This is a genomic window from Nocardioides proteolyticus (assembly GCF_051280635.3).
Taxonomy (GTDB): Bacteria; Actinomycetota; Actinomycetes; order Propionibacteriales; family Nocardioidaceae; genus Nocardioides.
The window spans coordinates 117367-140997 of the sequence record NZ_JBNBPO030000005.1; the positions used below are offsets into that span (position 1 = coordinate 117367).

Annotated in this window: 18 protein-coding genes; 7 read left to right on the plus strand and 11 right to left on the minus strand. The window is 74.5% G+C overall.

The window, feature by feature from the left end:
- The first annotated feature begins 72 nt into the window (after nucleotides 1-72).
- The 3 genes from ACPOLA_RS04735 to ACPOLA_RS04745 all read left to right on the plus strand — a co-directional run bounded on the left by ACPOLA_RS04735 (nucleotide 73) and on the right by ACPOLA_RS04745 (nucleotide 4782).
- The gene (locus ACPOLA_RS04735) at nucleotides 73-1482 is read left to right on the plus strand and encodes a DNA polymerase IV (protein WP_435769243.1); all 1410 of its coding nucleotides are present in this window, start codon (nucleotides 73-75) and stop codon (nucleotides 1480-1482) included.
- Between the two features lie 9 nt (nucleotides 1483-1491).
- The gene (locus ACPOLA_RS04740) at nucleotides 1492-3639 is read left to right on the plus strand and encodes a S9 family peptidase (RefSeq protein ID WP_435769244.1); all 2148 of its coding nucleotides are present in this window, start codon (nucleotides 1492-1494) and stop codon (nucleotides 3637-3639) included.
- A 177-nt stretch (nucleotides 3640-3816) separates the two neighbouring features.
- Nucleotides 3817-4782, plus strand: a complete 966-nt coding sequence (locus ACPOLA_RS04745) for a sigma-70 family RNA polymerase sigma factor (RefSeq protein ID WP_435769245.1) — start codon at nucleotides 3817-3819, stop codon at nucleotides 4780-4782.
- 55 nt (nucleotides 4783-4837) lie between these two features.
- Here ACPOLA_RS04745 and coaE read toward each other — a convergent pair whose 3' ends face one another.
- Together coaE and ACPOLA_RS04755 are read right to left on the minus strand one after the other, a co-directional pair.
- Nucleotides 4838-5440, minus strand: a complete 603-nt coding sequence (coaE, locus tag ACPOLA_RS04750; RefSeq protein WP_435769246.1) for a dephospho-CoA kinase — start codon at nucleotides 5438-5440, stop codon at nucleotides 4838-4840.
- A 13-nt stretch (nucleotides 5441-5453) separates the two neighbouring features.
- Entirely contained in the window at nucleotides 5454-6836 is a 1383-nt protein-coding gene (locus tag ACPOLA_RS04755; protein ID WP_435769247.1) for a GDSL-type esterase/lipase family protein, read from the minus strand.
- Between the two features lie 145 nt (nucleotides 6837-6981).
- On the opposite strand from ACPOLA_RS04755, the gene ACPOLA_RS04760 reads away from it, so the two are divergent.
- Nucleotides 6982-8271 (plus strand): class I adenylate-forming enzyme family protein, encoded by a 1290-nt coding sequence (locus ACPOLA_RS04760; RefSeq protein ID WP_435769248.1) that lies wholly within the window; start codon nucleotides 6982-6984, stop codon nucleotides 8269-8271.
- A 118-nt stretch (nucleotides 8272-8389) separates the two neighbouring features.
- Here ACPOLA_RS04760 and ACPOLA_RS04765 read toward each other — a convergent pair whose 3' ends face one another.
- The 3 genes from ACPOLA_RS04765 to rpsA form a co-directional block, all read right to left on the minus strand.
- Nucleotides 8390-8794 (minus strand): MarR family winged helix-turn-helix transcriptional regulator, encoded by a 405-nt coding sequence (locus ACPOLA_RS04765; RefSeq protein ID WP_435769249.1) that lies wholly within the window; start codon nucleotides 8792-8794, stop codon nucleotides 8390-8392.
- A gap of 79 nt (nucleotides 8795-8873) precedes the next feature.
- Nucleotides 8874-9821, minus strand: a complete 948-nt coding sequence (locus tag ACPOLA_RS04770; RefSeq protein WP_435769250.1) for a GlxA family transcriptional regulator — start codon at nucleotides 9819-9821, stop codon at nucleotides 8874-8876.
- Between the two features lie 286 nt (nucleotides 9822-10107).
- On the minus strand, nucleotides 10108-11595 hold the full coding sequence (rpsA, locus tag ACPOLA_RS04775) for a 30S ribosomal protein S1 (protein WP_435769251.1): 1488 nt from the start codon (nucleotides 11593-11595) through the stop codon (nucleotides 10108-10110).
- A 147-nt stretch (nucleotides 11596-11742) separates the two neighbouring features.
- Here rpsA and ACPOLA_RS04780 point away from each other — a divergent pair, with 147 nt between their 5' ends.
- The 3 genes from ACPOLA_RS04780 to ACPOLA_RS04790 are packed head-to-tail and all read left to right on the plus strand — an operon-like array spanning nucleotide 11743 to nucleotide 14327.
- The gene (locus ACPOLA_RS04780; RefSeq protein ID WP_435769252.1) at nucleotides 11743-12558 is read left to right on the plus strand and encodes a class I SAM-dependent methyltransferase; all 816 of its coding nucleotides are present in this window, start codon (nucleotides 11743-11745) and stop codon (nucleotides 12556-12558) included.
- A gap of 15 nt (nucleotides 12559-12573) precedes the next feature.
- Nucleotides 12574-13272: a class I SAM-dependent methyltransferase gene (locus tag ACPOLA_RS04785; protein ID WP_435769253.1), complete on the plus strand. Its 699-nt coding sequence runs from the start codon at nucleotides 12574-12576 to the stop codon at nucleotides 13270-13272.
- Nucleotides 13269-14327, plus strand: a complete 1059-nt coding sequence (locus tag ACPOLA_RS04790; protein ID WP_435769254.1) for a serine/threonine-protein kinase — start codon at nucleotides 13269-13271, stop codon at nucleotides 14325-14327. Before ACPOLA_RS04785 ends, ACPOLA_RS04790 begins: the two co-directional genes overlap by 4 nt.
- Nucleotides 14328-14351: 24 nt before the next feature.
- On the opposite strand, the gene pgfA is transcribed toward ACPOLA_RS04790, so the two are convergent.
- From pgfA to ACPOLA_RS04820, 6 genes are all read right to left on the minus strand, one after another.
- On the minus strand, nucleotides 14352-15323 hold the full coding sequence (pgfA, locus tag ACPOLA_RS04795; RefSeq protein WP_435769255.1) for a cell envelope lipid trafficking protein PgfA: 972 nt from the start codon (nucleotides 15321-15323) through the stop codon (nucleotides 14352-14354).
- A 12-nt stretch (nucleotides 15324-15335) separates the two neighbouring features.
- Entirely contained in the window at nucleotides 15336-16574 is a 1239-nt protein-coding gene (locus tag ACPOLA_RS04800) for a glycosyltransferase family 4 protein (protein ID WP_435769256.1), read from the minus strand.
- Entirely contained in the window at nucleotides 16574-17425 is an 852-nt protein-coding gene (locus ACPOLA_RS04805) for a glycosyltransferase (protein WP_435769257.1), read from the minus strand. Before ACPOLA_RS04805 ends, ACPOLA_RS04800 begins: the two co-directional genes overlap by 1 nt.
- 96 nt (nucleotides 17426-17521) lie before the next feature.
- The gene (locus ACPOLA_RS04810; protein WP_435769258.1) at nucleotides 17522-17653 is read right to left on the minus strand and encodes a hypothetical protein; all 132 of its coding nucleotides are present in this window, start codon (nucleotides 17651-17653) and stop codon (nucleotides 17522-17524) included.
- A gap of 68 nt (nucleotides 17654-17721) precedes the next feature.
- On the minus strand, nucleotides 17722-19437 hold the full coding sequence (locus ACPOLA_RS04815) for an MmpA family trehalose lipid delivery protein (protein ID WP_435769259.1): 1716 nt from the start codon (nucleotides 19435-19437) through the stop codon (nucleotides 17722-17724).
- Complete coding sequence (locus ACPOLA_RS04820) at nucleotides 19434-23597, minus strand: alpha-(1->3)-arabinofuranosyltransferase domain-containing protein (RefSeq protein ID WP_435769260.1); 4164 nt, start codon at nucleotides 23595-23597, stop codon at nucleotides 19434-19436. The genes ACPOLA_RS04815 and ACPOLA_RS04820 overlap by 4 nt, the downstream gene beginning before the upstream one ends.
- Nucleotides 23598-23631 lie beyond the last annotated feature (34 nt).

A 23631-nucleotide genomic window follows, 5' to 3' on the forward strand; every position in this document is an offset into this window, starting at 1 on the left:
CCGGCGGTCCGCGGCACGGTCGGTGGAGAGCAGGTGGCCGGTGCGGTGACGCAGGACGACTACCGTGACGGCGTGCGCTCGCAGGCCTCGGTCCTCCACCTGGACCTCGACGCGTTCTTCGCCGCGGTCGAGCAGCGGGACAAGCCGTCGCTGCGCGGGAAGCCGGTCGTGGTGGGCGGCGTGGGCGGCCGCGGCGTGGTCTCGACCGCCTCCTACGAGGCGCGGGCGTTCGGCGTACGGTCGGCGATGTCAACCCGGGAGGCACGGGCGCGCTGCCCCCACGCCGCCTACCTCAGCGGCCGGTTCGAGGCCTACCGCGCGACCAGCGCGGCGGTGATGCGGCTGCTGCGGTCGTGCTCGCCCCTGGTCGAGCCGCTCTCGCTCGACGAGGCCTTCGTCGACCTCGAGCGCGCCGGGCTGCCGGACCTGGACGTCGCCACGGTGACCGCCTTCGCCGAGGACCTCCGCGCGCGGGTCACCGAGGTCACCGGGGGCCTGACCGCCTCGGTCGGCATCGCCAGCTCCAAGTTCCTCGCCAAGGTCGCCAGCGACCTGCGCAAGCCCGACGGGCTCGTCGTCATCGCGCCCGGCACCGAGCTCGACGTGCTCCGGCCGATGCGGGTCGGGGTCATCCCGGGCGTGGGGCCGGCGACCGTCGAGCGGCTCCGGAGGGTGGGGGTGCACACCGTCGCCGACCTCCAGGGGCTCAGCCTCGACGAGCTGGTCCGCCTCGTCGGCAAGGCCCACGGCACCGGCCTCCACCAGCTCGCCCGGGCCGAGGACGACCGCCCTGTCGTGGCCGAGCGCGAGGCGAAGTCGGTGAGCGTCGAGAGCACCTACGAGCACGACCTCACCGACCGCCGGCAGATGGAGGCGATCGTGACGCGGCAGGCGACGGACGTGGCCCGGCGGCTGCGCAAGGCCGGCCTCTCCGGCCGCACGGTCACCCTCAAGCTGCGCCTCTACGACTTCACCACGCTCAGCCGGTCGGCGACGCTGCCCGCGCCCACCGACGAGGCGGGGACCATCGCGCGGCTGGCCCGCACCCTGCTCGCCGACCTCGACGCCTCCGGCGGTGTCCGGCTGCTGGGCGTCGGCGTCTCCGGCCTCGCCGACTGGGTCCAGGAGGACCTCTTCGCCCTCCACGCCGACGGGGACGACGGGGACGACGGACACGACGGGGACGACGGGGATGAAGGGGACCACGGGACCGGCGCGGCCGACCGGGTCGAGCAGGAGGCGGGCGCGCGGGCCCTCCCGACCGCCTGGTCCCCCGGCGTCGACGTGGTCCACCAGGAGCACGGGCGCGGGTGGGTCTGGGGATCGGGGCGCGGCGTGGTCACCGTGCGGTTCGAGACGGCCGAGTCCGGGCCGGGGCCGGTGCGCTCCTTCCGCGCCGACGACCCGGCCCTCTCCCGCTGGCACGCGCCACCCGTGGAGGAGGAGAGCCCGACGCCCGGCGACGACCGGCCGGACCAGTAGCGTGCCCGCATGTCCGATCAGCAGCCCGTTGCTCCCCGCGCCGCGCGGCGCCCCGTGACGACCAGCCACCACGGCCGCACCCGCACCGACGAGTACGACTGGCTGCGCGCCAAGGACGACCCGGCGGTGCTGGCCCACCTCGAGGCGGAGAACGCCTGGACGGAGGCCCGCACGGCGCATCTCGCCGACCTGCGTGCCAAGGTCTTCGGCGAGATCAAGGCGCGCACGCTCGAGACGGACCTGTCGGTGCCGACCCGGGTCCGCGGCTACTGGTACTACGGCAGGTCCTTCGAGGGCCGGCAGTACGGCGCCAGCTGCCGCGTCCCGGTCCGCGACCCTGACGACTGGACACCCCCGCAGCCGGCGGCGGACGCGGAGCCCGACCGCCCGGCGCTGCCCGGCGAGGAGGTGCTGCTCGATCTCGACGCGCTCGCCGAGGGGCACGACTTCTTCTCGCTGGGCGGCTCCTCGGTCAGCCCCGACGACGCCCTGCTCGCCTACGCCACCGACGTCGTCGGCGACGAGCGCTACACGGTGCGGGTCCTGGACCTCGGGACCAGCGAGCTGCTCGCCGACGAGCTGACCGACGTGCTCGGCGGCGTCACCTGGGGCGGCTCGGCCGACCACTTCTACTACACCACCGTCGACGAGGCGTGGCGGCCCGACAAGGTCTGGCGCCATCGGCTGGGGACGTCGCAGGCCGACGACGAGCTGGTCTTCCACGAGCCCGACGGGCGCTACTTCGTCGGCGTCGGCCGCACGCGCAGCCGCCGCTTCGTGATGATCGCGGCGAGCTCGAAGACGACGTCGGAGTACCACGTCCTCGACGCCGGCGACGCCAGCGCGTCCCCCACCTGCTTCGCCGTACGGACCGAGGGGGTGGAGTACTCCCTCGAGCACGCCGTGGTCGGCGGCGAGGACCGGTTCCTGGTGCTGCACAACGCGAGCGGCCCCGAGTTCGAGCTGTCGGTCGCGCCGGCGGCGCCGACCCCGCCGGAGGACTGGCGCGCCGTGCTGCCCCACGACCCGGCCGTGCGGCTGGAGGACGTCGACGCGTTCGCCGGCCACCTCGTCGTCCAGCAGCGCAGGGCGGGGCGCACCGAGGTCCGCGTCCTGGCACTCGGCACCGACCCCGAGCACCCGGTCGCCGGCGACCGCCTCGTGGAGTTCCCGGGCGAGCTCGCCAGCGTCGGCGTCGGCGGCAACCCCGCCTGGGAGCAGCCCACCGTCCGGGTGGGGATGAGCAGCCTGAGCCGCCCCTCGGCGGTGTACGACCACGACCTGCGCACCGGCCAGCAGGTGCTGCGCAAGCAGGCGCCGGTGCTCGGCGGCTACGACCCGGACGACTACGAGGAGCACCGGCTGTGGGCGGAGTCCACCGGCGGCGTCCGGGTGCCGATCTCGCTGGTCGTACGCAAGGGCAGCCGCGGGCCCGAGGGGACGGCGCCGGTGCCGGTGCACCTCTACGGGTACGGCGCCTACGAGGCGTCGATCGACCCCTACTTCGCCGTCAGCCGGCTGTCCCTGCTCGACCGAGGTGCGGCCTTCGCGATCGCGCACGTGCGCGGCGGCGGCGAGATGGGCCGCCGCTGGTACGACGACGGCAAGCTCGAGCACAAGCAGCACACCTTCGACGACTTCGTCGCGTGCGCGCGGCACCTGGTCGCGACCGGCTGGACCACCGCCGACCGGATCGTCGCGGAGGGGGCCAGCGCGGGCGGACTGCTGATCGGCGCCGTCGCCAACCAGGCACCGGACGCCTTCGGCGGCTTCGTCGCCGGCGTGCCGTTCGTCGACACGCTCACCACGATGCTCGACGCGTCGCTGCCGCTGACCGTCCCCGAGTACGACGAGTGGGGCAACCCCTCCGACGACCCGGCGGCCTACGACCGGATCGCCGGCTATGCCCCCTACGAGAACGTGGCCGACCGCCCCTATCCCCCGATGCTGGCCGAGACGTCGCTCAACGACACCCGGGTGCTCTACGTCGAGCCGGCCAAGTGGGTCGCGCGTCTCCGCGAGCGGGCGCCGGGCGCAGACGTGCTGCTGCGCACCGAGATGGCGGCGGGCCACGGCGGCGTCTCCGGCCGCTACCGGGCCTGGGAGGACCGCGCCTTCACCCTCGCCTGGATCCTCGACCGGATGGGCCTGGCCTGAGCGTTTCGCCCTCCCAACTGAGAACTGCCTGAGATTACGCGCGGCTCGCAACTAACACCGGCTACCGAACGTCTGAGCGGGTAGAGCCACAAGCAAGTTGGGGGAATCCCGAACGGCTCGGACGTGTTGGGAACAGATGTGCGGATGTCGGACATCGGCACAGCGAAGGAGGTCGCGATGGCCACGGCAACTGCGAACGCCAGGCGGAGCAACGGACGCGAGATCGAGGGGCGCGACAGTGTCGGCCTCTACCTCGACGAGATCGCGCGGACGCCGCTGCTGGACGCTGCCCGCGAGGTCGAGCTCGCCAAGACCATCGAGGCCGGCCTCTTCGCCGAGCACCTCCTGAGCGAGGGCCGCGTCGGTCGCCGCAAGGGCGGCGCTCCCAAGCAGGCCACCCGCGAGGAGCTGGAGTGGATCGCCGAGGAGGGCCGCAAGGCCACCACGGAGTTCATCAACGCCAACCTGCGGCTCGTCGTGTCCATCGCCCGCAAGTACGGCCGCGCGCAGATGCCGATGCTCGACCTGATCCAGGAGGGCAACACCGGCCTGATCCGCGCGGTCGAGAAGTTCGACTACGCCAAGGGCTACAAGTTCTCCACCTACGCCACCTGGTGGGTGCGCCAGGCGATCACCCGCGGCATCGCCCAGCAGGCGCGCGTCGTGCGGCTGCCCGTGCACGTGGTCGAGGAGCTCAACCAGGTCGGCGGCGCGCGCCGTACGCTCGAGCGCCAGCTGGGCCGGGACCCGGAGCCGGAGGAGATCGCCACCGAGCTCGGCATGGAGGTCGAGCGGGTGCTCGACCTGCTGTCGTGGGGACGTGAACACGTCAGCCTCGACACCCCGGTGGACGAGGACGGCGACACCTCCCTGGGCGACCTGATGGCCCAGGAGACCGCTCCGGGTCCGGACCTGACCGTGCTCGACACCGAGGCCCGCGACCGGCTCAACACCCTGGTCGACCAGCTCGACGACCGGGCCGCCGACATCATCCGCTCGCGCTACGGCCTGGTCGACGGCCGCCAGCACAAGCTCGCCGACATCGGTGCCAAGCACGGCATCTCGGCCGAGCGGGTCCGCCAGCTGGAGCGGGAGGCCCTGCAGAAGCTGCGCCGGCTCGGCGACCCCGACCTCGCCGCGTAGCCGCGTAGAGCTTCGGCAGCCAGCCAGCCAGCCAGGCTTCCAGGCCGCCGTGGGACTAGCGTCCCGCGGCGGCCTTCTGCTCGAGGTCCGCGTAGACGGCACCGACCTCGTCGCGCAGGTCGTCGAGCGTGCCGGTGTTGTCGATGACGTACGTCGCCACCGACCGCCGCTGCTCGCGGCCGGCCTGCGCGGCGATCCGCGCCCGCGCGTCCTGCTCGCTCCAGCCCCGGTCACGCAGCATCCGCTCGACCTGCGTCTCCTGGGGGACGTCGACGACGATCACCGCGTCGAACTCGCTCGCCCGGCCCGATTCCACGAGCAGCGGGATGTCGTGCACGACGATGGCGTCGGCGGGCGCCGACGCCTCCCGCTCGGCGTACCTCTCGAAGACGAGGGGATGCACGATGCTCTCGAGGAGCCGCCGCTTCTCCTCGTCGTGGAAGACGATGGAGCCGACCTTCGGGCGGTCGAGGTCCCCCTCGGCCGTGAGCACCTCCGGGCCGAAGGCCTCGACCAGGCGCGCGAGCCCGGGCGTGCCCCGCTCGACGACCTCGCGCGCCAGCTGGTCGGCGTCGATGACCACGGCGCCCAGCTCGCGGAGGATGGCGGACACAGTGCTCTTCCCCGAGGCGATCCCCCCGGTCAGTCCGACGCGCACGAGGGGGACCCTACTAGCGGCCGGCCCGACAGGTGCCGTGGCGGCGGGCCACGCGCACGACCCGGACGGGGCCCGCCTCGGCGCCGCGCACGGCCCGCACCCGGAACCGCCAGGCCCGGGCGGCGGGCAGCCGGGTGAGCACGACGCGAGTGCCGGCGACGCGCCTGCCCCGCGTCCAGCGGTGCGCGCCCCGGCGCTGCACGAGATAGGCCCGCGCCCCGGTGACCGGCGTCCACGTCAGCCGGGCGCAGCGACGCCCGGCCACGCCCCGCAGCCGGGACGGCGCGACGAGACGGGGGGCGGCCGGTGCGACCCGGACGACGTTGGAGTGGGCGGGACCCTCGGGCTCGTCGTCGCCCTTCACCGGCTGCAGCCGGAACTCGTAGTGATGACCGTTGACGAGCCCGGTGACGGCGCGGGTGCCGTCGCGCGGCAGGCTCCCGGGGACCAGCGACCAGGTCTTGGTGACGTCGGTGTCCCGGCGCCAGAGCCGGTGCGAGGTGGCGCCGTCGGGGCCGACCCAGGCCAGGGTGGCGCGACGGTCGCCCCGCGTCGCCGAGAGCGTCGCGCCGACGACGGGTCCCACCGGCGGCAGCACGAGCGGTCGGGGGACGGGCGCACCCACGCCCAGCGTTGCCAGCGCGTCGGCCACCGCCGCCGCGATGCGCACCTCGCCGCGAGCGTTGGGATGGGACCCGTCCCAGGTGTCGGCGGCCAGCTCGTAGCCCGCCGAGGCGGGGGCCAGCACCACCCGGGACTGCTCGGTGGAGAGCTCCTCGGCCGCCGCGGCCATGGCGGCGTCGAGCTCCGGGACGCCGGCGAACCAGCGCTGGGTCGCCTCGGCGAGGACCACGTCCACGTCCGGGCGCACCGACCGGGCCTCGGCGACGACGTCTCTCAGCCGTTGCGACACCTGCTCGGTCGGGACGCCGTAGAGCAGGTCGTTGACCCCCAGCATCACGACCACCACATCGGGCTGGTGGACCGCGACGAGGTCCGGGATCGGCACGTCCGGGAACACCGCCCACATCCCCCACCGCGCCGCGTGGTCGCGGTCGAACGCCGGGTCGGCGTACGACGTCGCGCCGGGCTCGCCGGTGCGCAGGTTCCACAGGTCGTCGCGGGGGCCGACGAAGTCGACGTCGGCGCCCACACCGGCCAGGTGCTGCCACAGCCGGTAGCGCCAGGTCCAGTCGCCGGAGGACCCCTGGGTCACCGAGTCGCCGAGCAGCATGATCCGCACCGGGTCGTCGTCCGCTGCCACCGCACGTGCGCCGGGCGGCAGGACGAGCAGCGCCAGCAGCACCGGGAGCAGGGCGGTGAGCGTCGCGGTGAGCGTGGCGACGCGTCGGGTGCGCTCCGCGCCGTCGGCGACCAGCACGGGCACGCGCGACATCACCATGGTCCTCCCTCTCCACCAGGGAGCGTAGGCCCTGCGGGCCTCGTCGGACCCGGTCACCGGCGGGAACGACACGGAAGCGAGCCGATCGGCCTCCGGTCCTGGTCAGTCCGGACCAGGGCCGGCCCCCTACCGTGGACCGGTGACGTCCCTCGACCTCTCCCCCGGCGACCGGGTGGCGCTGCTGGTCCCCGGCTCCGCGACGTACGTCGACGCGGTGCTGCGCCTGCTCACCGCCGGCGTGTTCCCGATCCCGCTCGACCCGCGGCTCACCCAGACCGAGCAGGGTCGGATCCTGGCCGCGCTCGCACCGAGCCGGGTGGTGGGCTCCGAGGCGGAGCTGGCCACGCTCGTCGCCGGGCTGCCCGAGGCGGGCCTGCCCCTGGGCCGGCCGATCCACTGCACCAGCGGCACCACCGGCGTGCCCAAGGGCGTCTACTCCGGCCTGCTCGGCGAGGCGGACGCGGCGGCGCTGGTCGCCGAGGAGCGCGAGCTGTGGGGGTTCTGCGCGGACGACGTGAACCTGGTGCTGAGCCCGCTCTACCACTCCGCACCGCTGCGCTTCGCGACCGGCACGGTGCTCGCCGGCGGGCGGGTCGTGGGACTGGGCGCCAGCGGTCTGGGCAACGGCTTCGACCCGGCGGCGGCGACGGCGGTGATCGAGGCGGAGCGACCCACCACCGTGTTCTGCGTGCCGACCCACCTGCAGCGCCTCTTCGCGCACTGGGACGCCGTCGGCGCTCCCGACCTCTCGTGCTTCCGGCTCGTCGCCCACGCGGGCGCTCCGTGCCCCACCGACGTGAAGCGCCGGCTGGTCGAGTCCTTCCCGGCCGGCTCGACCTGGGAGTTCTACGGGTCCACCGAGGGCCAGTTCACCGCGTGCCGCAGCGAGGAGTGGCTCGAGCGGCCGGGCACCGTGGGCCGAGCTCGGCCGGGCCGGGTGCTGAGCACCGACCAGGACGGCACGATCTGGTGCGTGGTGCCGGAGCACGCCCGGTTCACCTACTTCGGCGACCCGGAGAAGACGGCCGCGGCCTGGCGGGACACCCCCGCGGGGCCGGCGTTCACCGTGGGCGACCTCGGCCGTCTGGACGAGGACGGCTACCTCTACCTCGACGGCCGGCGCGAGGACCTGATCATCAGTGGCGGGGTCAACGTCTATCCCGCCGAGGTCGAGCAGGTGCTCGGGACCTGCCCGGGCGTCGAGGACGTCGCGGTGTACGCCGTGACGGACCCCGACTGGGGCCAGCGGGTGTGCGCGGCCGTCGTCGTCAGCGGGGACGGACCCGACGCCGGGGCGCTCCAGGCGTTCGCCCGCGAGCACCTCGCCCCGCCCAAGCGACCCAAGGAGTACGTCTTCCCGCGGGCGCTTCCCCGCACGCTGACCGGCAAGGTCCGGCGGGTCGAATTGTCGAGGGGTCACCGAAGTTGATGATTCAAACAAGGCGCACGTAGCCTTTACACGCTGCTAACGCACCGGGGGCGACCCCGTGAGCGAGCGGCACGCCTGGACGGGCCGTCCTGGGGGGGTCGGCCCGTCCAGAGCGGGGTCAGCTGACGAGGCGGCGCAGGATCCGGTCGAGCTGGCTGCGCTCCTCCTGCGGGAGTCCCGCGAGGAACCGCTCGGACTCGGCGCGCCGGGTGCGGTCGATGACCCGCAGCACCCGCCGGCCGTCCGCGGTCAGGTCGACGCAGGTGGCGCGCCGGTCGGACGGGTCGGGGATCCGGCGGACCAGCCCCCGGCCCTCGAGCGCGTCGACGACCTCGGTCGCCGACCTCGGTGCGATGCGCAGGGCGTCGGCGATCTGCGAGAGTCGCGCCTCGGGGTGCTCCCCCACGACCCGCAGCGCACGCGACTGCGCCGGGGTGACGTCGTACTTCTCCAGCGCGGCGGCGTAGCGACGGCGCAGGACCCGGGCCGCTCCCATGAGCATGTCGGCCGTGGAGTCCTCCATGGCTTGACGTTAACCACGCACGCCCATTGCATCCGCCTCCGTCGGGAGGCAGCCTCAGCGACGGTGCGACCGCCGGCAGTCAGCAGGCGAACTGTCGGCGGTAGGCCTGCGGACTGACCCCGCGGACCCGCACGAAGTGGTGCCGCAGCGTCGCGGCGTTGCCGAAGCCGACCTCGCTGGCGATCCACTCGACCGGCTGGTCGGTGCGCTCGAGCAGCTCCTCGGCGGCCGCCACGCGCTGCTGGGTGACCCAGTGGTGGGGCGTGGTGCCGGTCTCGTCCCGGAACCGCCGGGCGAAGGTGCGCGGCGACATCAGCGCCCGCTTGGCCAAGGACTCGACGCTGTGGTCCTCGCGCAGGTTCTCCAGCACCCAGGTCAGCAGCGGCCGGAGGGTCTCCGCGTCGCAGGCCGGCACGGCACGCGCGATGAACTGCGCCTGCCCGCCGTCGCGGTACGGCGGCACCACGGCCCGGCGCGCCACGGCGTTGGCCACGGCGGCGCCGTACTCCTGGCGCCAGATGTGGAGGGCGGCGTCCAGGCCGGCGGCGCTGCCGGCGCCGGTGACGACCTGGCCGGTGTCGACGTAGAGGACCTCGGGGACCACCTTGGCCAGCGGGAACCGTCGCTGCAGCTCGTCGGTGTACATCCAGTGGGTGGTGCACTCCCGCCCGTCGAGCAGACCGGCGGCACCGAGGGTGAACGCCCCGCTGCAGACCGACAGGATCCGGGCACCCCGGTCGTAGGCGTCGCGGACCGCTTGGATCACGGCCGGCGAGGGCAGCACGCCGTGCGGCGTGGCCGGGACCCCCACCAGGTCGGCCTCGGCCAGGCGGTCGAGCCGGTGGGGGATCTGGAGCGCGAACCCCATCGAGGTCTGGATCGGCTCGTCGTCCTCGGCGCACACCGCGAAGTCCAGGGCGGGCACCCCGTGGGCGGTGCGGTCGATCCCGAAGGCCTCGCAGAGGATGCCGAGCTCGAAGGGGGCGACTCCGGGGAAGGCCAGGACGGCCACGTTGGTCAGCGTCACGGGCCCAGCGTCGCAGGTCGGTGGCAGATGTTCAACGGTATCCGGCATTTCTGCCACTGGTGGCAGAGTCTATGCGGTAGCAGACTTTCTGCCATGGAGATCCTCTTCGCAGCAGCGCTCGCCGCGCTCGCCCCGGCCCTGGTGGCCTGGGCCCGCGGCGACCGCTTCGCCACCAGGGGCGCCGCCCGCTGGTTCGACTGACCGACCGCCTCCCCCCACCCCTCCGAGAAGGCCGAAGGCCCCGACCAACAGGTCGGGGCCTTCGTGCTGCTCGGTCAGCGGTGGCTCAGGCGCCGCCGCCGGTCAGCTTCTCGCGAAGGGCCTGCAGCGCCTCGTCGGAGGCCAGCGAGCCGCCGGTCTCCTCGACGCGGTCGGCGTTGGCACCCGAGGAGTACGACGTCGCCTCGCCGGCCTCGATCTCGGCCTGCTTGGCGTCGGCCTGCTGCTTGACGTGGGCCTCCCAGCGGGCGTGCGCCTTGGCGTACTGCTCCTCCCAGGTCGCGCGCTGCTCCTCGTAGCCCTCGAGCCACTCGCCCGTCTCCGGGTCGAAGCCCTCGGGGTAGATGTAGTTGCCCTGCTCGTCGTAGGTCGCGGGCATGCCGTAGAGGGTCGGGTCGAACTCCTCGACGTCGGCCGCGGCCGAGGTCTCGTTGGCCTGCTTGAGCGACAGCGAGATCCGGCGCCGCTCGAGGTCGATGTCGATGATCTTGACCATGACGTCGTCGTTGACCTGGACGACCTGCTCGGGGATCTCCACGTGGCGCTCGGCCAGCTCGGAGATGTGCACGAGGCCCTCGATGCCCTCCTCGACCCGGACGAACGAGCCGAACGGCACCAGCTTGGTGACCTTGCCCGGCACGATCTGACCGATCTGGTGGGTGCGGGCGAAGTGCTGCCAGGGGTCCTCCTGGGTCGCCTTCAGCGACAGCGAGACCCGCTCGCGGTCCATGTCGACGTCGAGCACCTCGACGGTGACCTCGTCACCGACGGTGACCACCTCGGACGGGTGGTCGATGTGCTTCCAGGACAGCTCCGAGACGTGCACGAGGCCGTCGACGCCGCCGAGGTCCACGAACGCACCGAAGTTGACGATCGAGGACACGACGCCCTTGCGGATCTGGCCCTTCTGCAGCTGGGTGAGGAACCCGTGGCGCACCTCGGACTGCGTCTGCTCCAGCCAGGCGCGGCGCGAGAGCACCACGTTGTTGCGGTTCTTGTCGAGCTCGATGATCTTCGCCTCGAGCGTCTGGCCGACGTAGGGCTGCAGGTCGCGCACGCGGCGCATCTCCACCAGCGAGGCCGGGAGGAAGCCGCGCAGCCCGATGTCGATGATGAGGCCGCCCTTGACGACCTCGATGACGGTGCCCTCGACGACGCCGTCGGCCTCCTTGATCTCCTCGATCGTGCCCCAGGCGCGCTCGTACTGGGCGCGCTTCTTGGACAGGATCAGGCGACCCTCCTTGTCCTCCTTCTGGAGGACCAGGGCCTCGACCTTGTCGCCGACGGTGACGACCTCGGAGGGGTCGACGTCGTGCTTGATCGACAGCTCGCGCGAGGGGATGACGCCCTCGGTCTTGTAGCCGATGTCGAGCAGGACCTCGTCCCGGTCGACCTTCACGATGGTGCCTTCGACGATGTCGCCGTCGTTGAAGTACTTGATGGTCTGGTCGATGGCGGCCAGGAAGTCCGCCTCCGAGCCGATGTCGTTGACCGCGACCTGGGGCGCGTTGTCGTCGTACTGGCTCAGCAGCGGGGTCGAGAGGGTGCTCGTCATGTGTAGGGACAGTCCTTGGGTGGGCAGATGTAGTCGGGCCGGATGGTTCGAGGTGGTTCCATGGTTCACCGCGCCCTGAGGACGCGGACGTTCTAGGGTACGCGCCGCCGCGCACGCCCGTCCAACCGGCGGCACTATCCTCGTCCCGTGCAGGTTTGGCCGCATCCGCCGGTGACGGCCCATCGTCGCCCCGCGGACGAGCAGGAGTCCCGGCGCGCCAACGGCGCGGACTGGGACCGCTACTCCGACGAGTACCAGGCGACCCACGGCGAGTTCCTCGGGGACGTCGGGTTCCTGTGGGGTCCCGAGGGCCTCACCGAGGCCCGGGCGGGCGTGCTGGGCGACGTCGCCGGCCGGAGCGTGCTGGAGGTCGGCTCGGGCGCCGGGCAGTGCTCGCGGTGGGTGCGCAGCCGGGGCGGCCGCGCCTTCGGCCTGGACCTCTCCCACCGCCAGCTCCAGCACTCGCGGCGCATCGACGAGATGACCGGAGTCGCCGTCCCGAGCGTCCTCGGCACCGCGACCCACCTGCCCTTCCCCGACGACTCCTTCGACGTCGTCTTCTCCTCGTTCGGCGCGCTGCAGTTCGTCGCCGACATCCGCACCGCCGTCGCCGAGACCGCCCGGGTGCTCCGCACGGGGGGCCGGTTCGCCTTCTCGATCACGCACCCGACCCGCTGGATGTTCCCGGACGACCCCACCGAGGAGGGCCTCACGGCGACCCAGTCGTACTGGGACCGCACGCCCTACGTCGAGGTCGACGACGAGACCGGCGAGACGTCGTACGTCGAGCACCACCGCACCCTGGGCGACTGGGTGCACCTGCTGGCCGAGGCCGGGTTCCGGCTCACCACGCTGCTCGAGCCGCAGTGGCCCGAGGACCACGAGCGGCCGTGGGGCGGCTGGTCGCGGGTCCGCGGGACGCTCACCCCCGGCACGGCCGTCTTCGGGGCCGACCTGCTCTGACCCTAGGCTGCACCCGTGGACGAGGAGGAGATCGCCAAGTCGGCCGCCCTCGAGCGGCGGCACTGGTGGTACGCCGCCCGCCGGGCGCTGGTCCGCCGCACCGTCGCGCCCTGGCCTGCCGGCCGGGCGATCGACGTCGGCTGCGGCAGCGGCGGCACCACCGCCGTCCTGCGGGAGCTGGGCTGGCGGGCCGTCGGGGTGGAGTACTCCCCCACCGGCGCGACCATCGCCGCATCGCGCGGCATCCCGGTGGCCCGCGGCGACGGTCGTCGGCTGCCGGTCGCCGACGCCTCGGTGGACCTGGTCATGTCGACCGACGCATGGGAGCACATCGACGACCACGAGGCCGTCGCCCGCGAGAGCCACCGGGTCCTGCGGCCGGGTGGGCGGCTGCTCGTCGCGGTGCCGGCCGGGATGGCGCTGTGGAGCGGCCACGACGTGGCGCTGGGGCACGTGCGCCGCTACGAGCGCGACCAGCTAGCGGCGCTGGCGCGCGGCGCAGGCTTCCGGGTGGAGGACCTCTGGTCCTGGAACGTGCTGCTCCGCCCGGTCGTCCGGGCGCGCCGACGCAGCCACCAGGTGGCCGAGAGCGAGATGGAGGAGGTCCACCCGGTGCTGAACGCCGGGCTGCGCGCCGCCGTGGCGATGGAGCGGGTGCTGCCGCTGCGCCGGCTGCCCGGCGTGAGCCTGGTGCTGGTCGCCCGCAAGCCGTGAGCGGGCCGAGCGCGCCGCGCTGGGTGGGCGACACCCGCATCGGGTGGCGGATCCTGCTGACCGCGGAGCCGGTGGCGGCGGGCGCGCTGGACCGGGAGACTCTCGGCGCGCGGCTCCGGTCGCTGTACGTCACCCAGGGCTGGGGCCCGGCCCCCGCCGTGGTCGAGTCGGGCAGTCCGGACCGGCTGCTCGGCACGCTGGTCGCCGCGAGCGCCGCTCCGCTGGTCGTCGGCATCGCCCCGGCCCGCGCCGACGGGCCGGCAGCACCCCGCTGCGTGGTGCTGTCGGCCCACCACGGAGCCGCCGACGGCCTCGCCCTGCTCCGCGTGCTCGAGCACCTCGGCCTCGGACCGGTGACCACGACGGCCCGGGGCGTGGACGACCGGCCCTCCGACACCGGCCTGGCGCGAGCCGTGCTGCGTCGGCTCGGCGAGGTGGTCCTGCGGCCCCCGGCGCGGGTCACCACGCCGGCCGGCCACCGGGGAGGGGCCGGGGACGTCGTCGTACGGCGCGAGGTGCCCGGCCGGTTCCGCACCGCCGACCTGGTGCACGCCGCGGCGCGCGGCGTCGTGGCGCACGAGGCCGGACACGGCCGCACCGCGCGACGGGTCGCCGTCGCCGTCGGTGCCGGCAGGGCCGGTGAGCCGTCGAGGATCGACGATCGCAGCGCCCTGCTCCGGCTGCGGGACGTCGAGCTGCTGGACCGGGAGGAGGTCGCCCGGCAGGTGCGCACCGCACCCCTGCAGGTGCCCCCGGCAGCGGGGACGGCGCGGCCCTGGACGCCGTACGCCGACCGGGTGCTGTCGCTCGGCATCCGATTGCTGGCGCCGCGGCTCGGCTCGACCCTGCTGGTCTCGCACCTCGGCGAGGTCGACGCCCCGGCCGCCGGCGCCCTGGCGTTCTACCCGGTGACCGCGGGCGGCACCGGCCTGTCGCTGGGAGCGGTCGGCCTGCCGGGTCGGGGAACGACCGTGGTCACCCTGCGAGGGCGGGCGGCCCGCTGGACGGACGACGGCCTCGAGCAGCTGCTCGAGGCCGTCATCTCCCTCCTCTGAGAGGAGTTCTGGGTGCCGCCGGGGTCAGACCCCGACCAGCGGCTTCTCCTCGCGGCGCTCGACCGCGCGGCGACGGCTGGCCGAGCGGGTCATGAGCACGCCCGCCACGAGCAGCGCGAGCCCGAGCACGGCCATCACGAGCGGGAAGAGCAGCTTCATGCCGGCGAGCATCGGGGCGTTGCCCTTGGCGTCCTCGACCAGCTTGTCGACCTGGGCGTCGGTGTACTGGACGGTGCCGGTGAAGGCGGGGACGGTCACGCCGTCGTAGCGCAGCTCCTGGACGCGGTCCTCGACGCGGTTGACCGGGGCACCGGTGACCGGCTCGATGTAGAAGGTGCGGGTCATGCCGTACCACATCTCCGCCTGCACGGCCGCCTCGTCGGAGCCGAACACCTTGCCGGGCACCTCGCGGGTCTCGACGACCTGCGGCTCGATGGTCTGCACGAACTTGTAGACGGTCAGGCCGTCGAGCTGCTCCTCACCCTCGAACCGCGCGGTGGTCGCCTCGCCGATGGTCCCGTCCCACTGGAGGTAGTCCTTCTTCTCCGTGCCGAAGGGGAACTTGTAGACCTGGCCCTCCCGCTGGACGGCCTCCCGCTCACCGGCCGCGACCTCGCTCCACGACTCGCAGCTGTCGCACTCGACGGCGGCACCGGTCACCTCGTCGAACGGCGCCCGCTCGCGCTGCTGCTGGAAGACCGAGCCGTCGGCGCGGGTCACGGTCGTGGAGTTGACCCACACCGCGACGCCGTCGGGGGCGTCGGCGCCGCTGTCGGCGACGGTCCGCGACTGGATCTCCAGGTCGGTGGTCTCGGTCTCCAGGACCTCCGGGTCGGAGTTGAAGACCTGGGCCCCGATCGACTCCAGCTCGGTGACGCTGTCGTAGTTGGCCGGTGTCTTGGCGAGCGCGGGGTAGGCGTAGGCGCGGACCATGACGGCCCCGACGACGAGGAAGACCCCCAGCCCGACGAGTACGGACGCGATCTTGCTGCGCATGGTCAGAACCTCTCAGACGGCCACGCGGACATCGCGTGGTTGGTGATGGGCGGGCAGCGCGGCCGCGTGCCCGAAGACGATCTCGGTGGTCAGGTCGCGGGCGCTGCTGCGCATCCGCGACCAGTCGAACTTGTGGGCCCACGCCAGGCAGGCGTCGGCCCGGGCGACCCGCGCGGCCGGCTCGGCGGCCGCGACCAGGGCCTCGGCCAGCGCGTCGGCCATCCGGGCCACGAGCACGTCGCGGTCGGTGCTGTCGGGCACCAGCCAGCCGCTCTCGCCGTCCCGGATCGAGTCGCGCAGGCCGGGCACGTCGCGTGCGACGGTCGGCACGCCGCAGGCGGCGGCGTCGATCACGGCCTGGCCCCAGCCCTCGGCGTCGGAGCCGCAGACGTGGACCGCGGCGCGCGCCAGCAGGGCCTCCTTGGCCTCGACCGGCACGTAGCCGTGGAAGGTGACGCGCTGGTCCAGGCCCCGCTCCGCGGCCAGCGCGGCGAGCCGCTCGAGCTCGGGGCCCTGGCCGATCACGTCGACCTCGAGGGTCCGGCCGGCCAGCTCGGGCCGGCCCGCGAGGCTCCCGACGGCGTCCAGGACCAGGTCGACCCGCTTGTGGGTGACCAGGCGGCCGAGCACCACGACGCGGTCGGGGTCCTTGTCGGCGGCGCGCCCGGCGTCGTACGACGGCAGGTCGGCGCCGTTCTCGAGGATCCGGACGTCGCCGGTCCACCCGAGCTGCGCGCGCATCTCCTCGCGCGTGGAGTGCGACACGGCGGCCGTGGTGTGGCGTCGGTACACGCGGCGCATCGCGACGCGCTCGAGCCAGCGCCCGAACGCGGCGACCGGCGCGGGGAAGTGCACGCCGAACTGGGCCTGGTGCACGTGGTGGATGATCAGCAGGGCGGGCGTCCCCCGCCGCAGGACGAGCGGCGAGAAGGACGGGAGCCCGCAGGCGGGGTCGATCACCGCGTCGATGGACGCGCGGTGGCGCAGCAGCCACAGCAGCGCGAACAGGTAGAAGCCGAGCGCTCCGCCACCTCGCCGCACGGGGATGCCGTCGCGCACGTCGCGGGCGGTCTGCCCCTCGTCGCGGGCGGTGAGGAAGGTCACCAGGGCGCCGGCCTCCTGCAGGCCACGGGCGTACTGCCAGGCGTAGATCTCCGCTCCGCCGGCGAGCGAGTGCTCGAGGTCGCGCCAGTTGACGACCACCACGCGCCGGCCGGCGAGGCGGGAGGACGGCACCGGACGCGGGCCCATCACCGGCTCCTCTCGCGGCCGTCGGCGGCGACCACCAGCGGGACCACGGCGGCCGCGAGGCCGGCGGGCAGGGCGGCCGACACGGGCAGCGGCATCGGGCTCCGAGCGCCGGCAGCCACCTTCGCGGGCCGGTCGGCCCCAACGAGCTCGCGGTTGCGCCAGGCGATCCGCGCGAGCTCGGCGAACGCCCCGGCACCGTGCCGGGCGGGGACGAAGGTGGACCCGGGGACGTCGACCCAGGTCACCGGGATCTCCTCGATCCGGGCACCGGCGGCGCGGAGCAGCACGAGCAGCTCGACGTCGAAGGAGAAGCCGCGAGCGGAGAGCAGCGGCGCCACCCGGCGGACCAGGTCGCCGGCGAACACCTTGAAGCCGCACTGGGTGTCGGCGATGCCCGGCAGCAGCCGGCCGGCGACGCGCCGGTAGGCCGCCGCGCCGGAGGAGCGGGTGCGGCAGTGCCGCACCTCGGTCTCGCTGGCGGCGAGGGCCCGGGAGCCGATCACCACGTCGGCGCCGGTCCGCACCGAGCGCCACGCCGTCTCGAGCGCGTCCAGGCCGGTGGCACCGTCGGCGTCCATGAAGCACACCAGGTCGGCGTCGGTGGCGAGCAGGCCGGCGCGCACGGCGGCACCCTTGCCGCGCACCGCGCAGCGGATCACGCGCACCGGGAGCGCGGCGCTGTCGGCGTCCCGGGCGACCTCCGCCGTCCGGTCGGTGCTCGCGTTGTCCACGACGATCACCTCGACGCGGCCGAGCACGCCACGACGGCCGGCGACGTAGCGGCGAAGCCCCCGCAACGTCCGCGGCAAACGGCGTTCCTCGTTGTACGCCGGGATGACGATCTGCAGCATCGGACCCTCCCAAGCCGTCTGCTTGCGCGCCCCCCTCCCATGAAGGCGCGCGACAAAGGCGGCCGCGACCGTCCTCAGGACGGGCGCGGCTGGGTGCTACTGGTCCGAGTAGCTGTAGAGCTTCTCGTTCGAGACGGGCTTCTGGTCACCCTGCGCGGCGTTGACGCCGGCGACGAGGATGGCGGTCGAGGCGAGCGCCCCGACGGCGGCAGCAATGATCGTGTTCATGCGCTGGTCCCCTCCCAAAGACCGGCACAGAGCATCACTCCCCATGTCCCTCATGAATGTGATGCCCGTTACTTCTGGGTCGAAGTATGACCTCGGTGGTGGTGAAAAGCAAAACAAACGAGAAGAAAGGTCGCGGCGTGTCCGAGGCCGACCACCCACCGCCGCCACCCGGCGACGGCAGGGACGACCGTGCTCGGCGGCCCCGCCACCGGGCCGCCGGCCGCGAGGTCGACCAGCCGCAGGCCCGCGGCGTCGTGGACGACGCGGCCGGCCGGCGCCTCCCCGGCCGCCATGCCCTCCTCGACGAGCACCCAGCGCACTCCGGCGGCGCGGAGGGCCGACGCCGCGGCCTCGGGCGTCGCGGCGTCGAGCGCCTCGCCGACGGACCGGACCCGCGGGTCCTCCACGGGCACGACCCGGTCGCGGAGCAGCACGCTGTCGTCCACCAGGACCACGCCCGGCAGGAGTCGCGGCGCCGGGTCGAGCACCGCCCGGCGGTGGTTCCAGTCGAAGCCGCGGTAGGAGCCGGCCCAGGGCAGCACCACGGTGGCTCCGTCGTCCGGCTCCTCCCCCACGAGGGCCGCCACGTCGCTCCACGCCGCCGGGTACGACGACCGCTCCAGCTCGCCTGCCGCACCCCAGGCGAGACTCGGCAGGAGCAGCACGGGCGCCACCACGACGAGCGCGACCCCGCTCCACAGCGCCCCGGTGCCCGGCCGCACCCGCTCGGCCAGACCCGTCGCGGCCCCGGCCGCGCCCACGGCCAGCACCAGCCCGAGCGGGGCCAGGAAGCGGTGCGAGTCGCGCAGCAGGGCCAGCCCCGGCACGACGTCGCCGGCGGCCTCCAGGATTCCGGCTCCGCCGGGCACGGCGGGCGCCAGGGCCACGAGGTAGGCGCCGCCGGCGAGGCCCAGCCACCGGGTCAGGTCCTGCCGGCCCCGGCGAGCCCGGCGCAGGCCGACCAGCGCTGCGACGGAGACCAGGCAGGACAGGAGCACCACCACCGCGCTGGTGCGTTCGCCCGGCAGGATCGCGGTCTTCCAGATGCCGCCGAGCGACAGCAGGCTGGCGGCGACGCCGGCCGCGGACTCCGCTCGCGCCGCGAAGCCCTCGAAGACGCCCTCGGTGGAGACCTGGACGCTCGGCGCCGTGAGTGCCGGGACCGCCCAGGTGAGGTTCGCGACGACGGCGACCGCCGCCGCGCGCCACCAGGTGCGAGGGTCGCGGCCCAGCGCCAGCACCGCCAGGACCGCGACCGCCATCACCCCGCTCGACGGGCTGCAGACGGCGGACGCGGTCAGCGCCCAGGCCGACCGTCCCCAGGCGCGCGGGTCCCGCCGCAGCCGCAGGGCCGCGAGCGCGACCCAGGGCAGCAGGAAGTAGCCCAGCAGGATCGCCCACTGCCCGATCAGCAGGCGCTCGTAGACCCATGGGTTCCAGCACAGCAGCAGCACCGCCGCGGCCCGGGCGTACCACCGGTGGTCGCCGACCAGCCGCGCGACGCCGACGCCGCCGAGCAGGAAGCCACCGACGAGCAGCAGGCGCTGCACCACGCTGCCCGGGACCACCTGCGTCGCGAGCGAGACCAGCGCGTCCATCGGCACCGCGCGCGGAAGGGAGCCGTCGAGCCCGAGCCACGCGGCCTTCCACGGCTGCTCGGGCACGAACACCATGTCGCCGACCAGCCAGTATCCGGGGCCGGCGAGGAGCGGACCCAGCACGACGAGCGCCGGCACGGCCGCCAGCAGGAGATCGACGGCGGAGCGCCGCGAGAGCCGGCTCACGGCGGTGGCCCGGGGTCGCGCCCCGGACGCCGGACCACGGCCGCCGCCAGCGCCGCGCCCAGGGCCGCACCGGTGAGGAGGTCGATCGCCCGCGGGGCCCGCTGCGCCTCCTCGGCCAGCAGCGCCACGTGAGCCACCAGCGCCCCGACGAGCACGGCACCCACCACGCCCTGGAGGACGCGCGGCCAACGGGCGAGCACGACCCCGGCCGCCGTCGCGACACCGACCACCGGTCCCCCGACCAGCCAGCCGGCAGCGCCGGCGACGAGCACCACCCCGGCGACCACGGCCCGGCCCCGCCGGAGGTGCCGGCGGCGACGGGCACCGGGCACAGCGAGCGGCGACCCGGCGTCCGGCCCGGGCGTCGCGAGCGGTCGCCGGCGGACCGCGGCACCGACCAGGATGCCGGCCGCAACGAGCAGCACGAGGCCCAGCAGCACGAGCCCGCCGAGCAGGGCGACCAGGTAGCCCCGCTGCGGCGCGAACACCAGCTGCACCTCGCCCGAGGCGCCCTCGGGGACGACCCAGCCCTGCGCCCAGCCGTCGACGGTGATCGGCTCGAGGCGCTCCCCGTCGAGAGTCGCCACCCAGCCGTGGTTGACGTTGTGGGGGCTCGACAGCAGCGAGGCCTCCCCCGAGGTGAGCTCGAGGACGACGCGGGTGTCGTCGGCGGACACCAGCCGCACGTCCCGCGAGCGCTCCGCCACGTCGTCGGAGGCGCCGCGGCCGACGGCGACCAGGTTCAGCGCGACCGGCTGGAACTGGCGGGTGGACTCCAGTCGCACCCGGTGCTCGCCGGCGTCGAGCGTCAGCCGCCGTCCCTGGCCGCAGGGCACCACCGCCAGCTGTCCGGCGGCGACCACGTCGCCGATGCGCCCCTCGACGCGGGTGGGGATCTCCTCGCCGTCCACGACCAGCCTCGGCCCCAGCCCGCAGACAGCGCCCGTCGTACCGCCGCCGTCGAGCGGCACGCCCGTCCGCGCCCCGCCGAGGTGCAGCTCGCCGATGCCGAGCGGGAGGCCCCCGACCGCGGGAGAGCTGCGGCTGAAGGCGATCGTCAGCTCGCGGGTGCGCAGCGGCTCGATGGCCCCGAACCCACCCAGGTCGACCCGGCGGACCTCCACCCCGTCGTCGGTGACCGCGCGGATCACCGCGGTGTCGGGCCGGACCGCGACGCCCGCCGGCGGGCTGACGGCCAGCCGGCGCAGCGTGCGCTCGCGTCCGAGGTCGATCGTGACCGTCGGCTCCGGGTCGCGCGGATCGGCCACCCACGACGTCGAGTGGTCGGCGTCGTAGGCCATCCGCGGCGACACCGTCGGGTCCTGCGCGAGCCACGACGACCCGTCGATGCGTACCCCCGACCACGGCTGCAGGACGTCCAGCGTCGCGACGTCGCTGCGGGCCACCGCGAGGCCCCGGACACGCCACGTGCCGCCGTGCTCGAGGGTGAACGTGCGGTCGATCCCGGTGGCCTCCTCGGAGGCACGCCGGCGGTAGCGGTCGCAGTCGGGCGCCAACAGGGTCGTGACGCAGGTGCGCACCTCCGGCCGCGCGGAGAAGAGCAGGTCGGGCGGCCCGTCGGTCGGGACCTCGGGCAGCACCAGGGTCCGCTCGGGGTCGACGCCCTCGATCTCCAGCTCGGCGAGCCCGACGGCCGCCTGCTCGCTCGGCGCGTCGACCACCTCCACCCGCACCGCGTCGGCCACGACGTCCAGCCGCACCGTGCCGACGCCCGTGAACGGGTCGGAGCTCACGGTGCGGCTCTCGTCACCGGCCGTCACCCGCCATCGATGCACGCGGTCGATGCCGATCGGCCCCAGCGGCTCGCGCAGGGTGACCTTCCCGACCCGTCGCGGCTCCTCCAGGTCGACGCGGAGCCACTGGCCCTCGGTCTCGCGGAACGGCGCCGGCTGCCAGTACGTCGACAGGTCGCCGTCGACCGCCGACCACGGCGCGTTCTCCGGCCGGATGATGCCGATCGAGTCCGCCCAGCCGCGGGAGCTGGACGCGTCGAGCCCGTCGATCCCCTCGTAGCGCGCCACGATGGGCTCCGCACCGGCCGCACCCGGGTAGTTCGGAACCACGCGGCCGCCGCGGTAGGGCTCGCCGGGCGTCATCACGTTGCTTTCGGCGTCGTGGATCTGCCCGAAGGCGCGTTCGCGCAGCCGGTAGCGATCGCCGAGCACGTCGGCCTCCTGCTCCCAGCCCTCCTCTCCGGCGAGCACGATCGGCTGCGCGGGGCCGACCAGCCCCGACCCGACGGCAGCGACCGCGTCCTCCACCGAGCCGCCGACGGTCACCGTGTCGTCGATGTCGCGGACGTCGTAGCCACCGGCGCCCACCACCGCGCCGACGGCCGGCTCGACCTCGAAGACCTCGATCGCCGGACCGAACTCCAGCCGCCCGAAGGTGCCCACCCGCTGCAGGCCCGGCGACCTGCCGAGCGCGACCCCGACCAGGCTCGCCGGCGTCGCCTGGGACACCTCCGGCTCGAGGTCGTGCCGCACCAGCACCGTGTCGATGCCGATCCGGTCGAGCATGTGGCGCAGGTACGGCGACCCGGCGCCGGTCTCGAGGAACGCCTCCAGCGCCGACAGCAGCCGGATCGTCTCCGGGGGCACCAGGGGCACCTGGGAGCGGGTGACCCAGGGCGTGCGACCGACCGCCTCCATCGGCTCCTCCATCGTCCAGCCCCACCGCTGGATGCCGAACCCGGAGCCCGGGATCACCCAGGTCGCACCACCACCGGGCGTCTCCTCGGCGCGCTCCGCGAGGAAGTCGGCCGCCTCGGACCAGTAGCCGGGGATCTCCTCCCAGCCGGGGGTGCGGGTGTCCGCCGTCGCGATCGGCTGCGCGGCGGCCACCAGTCCGCCCGCGACGGCGAGCGCGAGCCCCCCGGCGGCACCGCGGCGGGCCCAGTCGCGCCAGCCGCCGCCCCGCACCGCGCCCGCCGCGGCACGGAGCGCGTCGTCGACGAAGACGCCGAGCCCGAGGACGAGGGGCACGCGCAGCACCGGGTCCACCTTCGGGACGTTGCGCAGGGGCGCCAGCGGGCCGTCGAGCAGGTCCTGCAGAAGCTGGCTGAGCGGCCCGTCGAGCGCCGCGGTGTGCGCGACGACCTGGCAGGCGAGGCCGAAGGCGGCCGCGAGGACGAGCGGCGTCCGCAGCGGATGACGCATCCGGAGCAGCCCCACCACGCCGAGAACGGCCAGCAGGCCCGTGCCGAGCACCAGCCACGGCTCGTAGGCGAGGTCGTAGCCGGCCGGCCACCACCGTTCGCCACCGACGGTGATGTAGCCGACCCAGTTGCTCGCGCCGCGGAGCACGGCGGAGAAGCCCGAGGTCGACGTCGTCGCCCGGGCGTCCTCCACGAAGTCGAAGAAGGGTGGGCTGTAGGCGCCCAGCCGCAGCAGCGACACCAGCCACCAGGCGCTGACGGCCCCGATCAGGGCCAGCCAGCCGACGGCGAACCGCCAGCCGAGCCGACGACGCGCGACGGCCCAGCCGACGACGATCGCCAGCAGCGCGGCGGGCGCGGCCGTCGCCGTACCGTTGACGCCGCCGGCGAAGGCGAATGCCGCCGCGGAGAGCACGGCCGCGGTGCGTGGCCGCATCCGCCCGGCAATGGCCAGCACCACCGGCAGCAGGGCCCAGGGGATCACCGCTCCCGGGAGGATCTCCGCGCTGCGGGTGCCGAGCTCGGTCACGTGCCGCGGCACCAGCCCGTAGGCGAGCCCCGCCGCCGCTGCCGCCCACGGGCCGGTGCCGAGGGCGCGGGCCAGGCGGCGCGCACCCTCGCACGCCACCAGCAGCACCAGGACCGACCACAGCCGCTGGGTCAGCCAGCCCGGCGAGCCGACCAGGTCGAGCAGCGCGAAGAAGGGTCCCTGTGGGAAGAGGTAGCCGTACGCCTGGTTCTGCAGCTCGCCGAGCGAGACGTCGGGGTTCCACAGCGCGAAGGTGCCGGCGAGGTGCGCGGCCGGCACCTCGGTCAGCTCGAAGCGCGTGTCGCTGGTCGTCTGCCCCCACTTCTCGGCCAGCACGAGGAGGGCGAGGGCACCGTAGACGACGAGCAGCAGCGCGGCGCAACGGCGCTCGGCCGTCCGCCCTGCTGTCCGCACTGCTGTCTGCCCGGCTGCCTGCCCGGTGCTGTCGTGCACGTCGACCCCTCCTCCCCCGGCGTGGCGGTGGTCA

Bases quoted from the DNA above. Each gene is read 5' to 3' on its own strand.
- ACPOLA_RS04740 (WP_435769244.1), top strand. From the start codon at position 1,492: ATGTCCGATCAGCAGCCCGTTGCTCCCCGCGCCGCGCGGCGCCCCGTG.
- ACPOLA_RS04745 (WP_435769245.1), top strand. From the start codon at position 3,817: ATGGCCACGGCAACTGCGAACGCCAGGCGGAGCAACGGACGCGAGATC.
- ACPOLA_RS04755 (WP_435769247.1), bottom strand. From the start codon at position 6,836: ATGTCGCGCGTGCCCGTGCTGGTCGCCGACGGCGCGGAGCGCACCCGA.
- ACPOLA_RS04765 (WP_435769249.1), bottom strand. From the start codon at position 8,794: ATGGAGGACTCCACGGCCGACATGCTCATGGGAGCGGCCCGGGTCCTG.
- rpsA (WP_435769251.1), bottom strand. From the start codon at position 11,595: ATGACGAGCACCCTCTCGACCCCGCTGCTGAGCCAGTACGACGACAAC.
- pgfA (WP_435769255.1), bottom strand. From the start codon at position 15,323: ATGCGCAGCAAGATCGCGTCCGTACTCGTCGGGCTGGGGGTCTTCCTC.
- ACPOLA_RS04800 (WP_435769256.1), bottom strand. From the start codon at position 16,574: ATGGGCCCGCGTCCGGTGCCGTCCTCCCGCCTCGCCGGCCGGCGCGTG.
- ACPOLA_RS04805 (WP_435769257.1), bottom strand. From the start codon at position 17,425: ATGCTGCAGATCGTCATCCCGGCGTACAACGAGGAACGCCGTTTGCCG.
- ACPOLA_RS04810 (WP_435769258.1), bottom strand. From the start codon at position 17,653: ATGAACACGATCATTGCTGCCGCCGTCGGGGCGCTCGCCTCGACCGCC.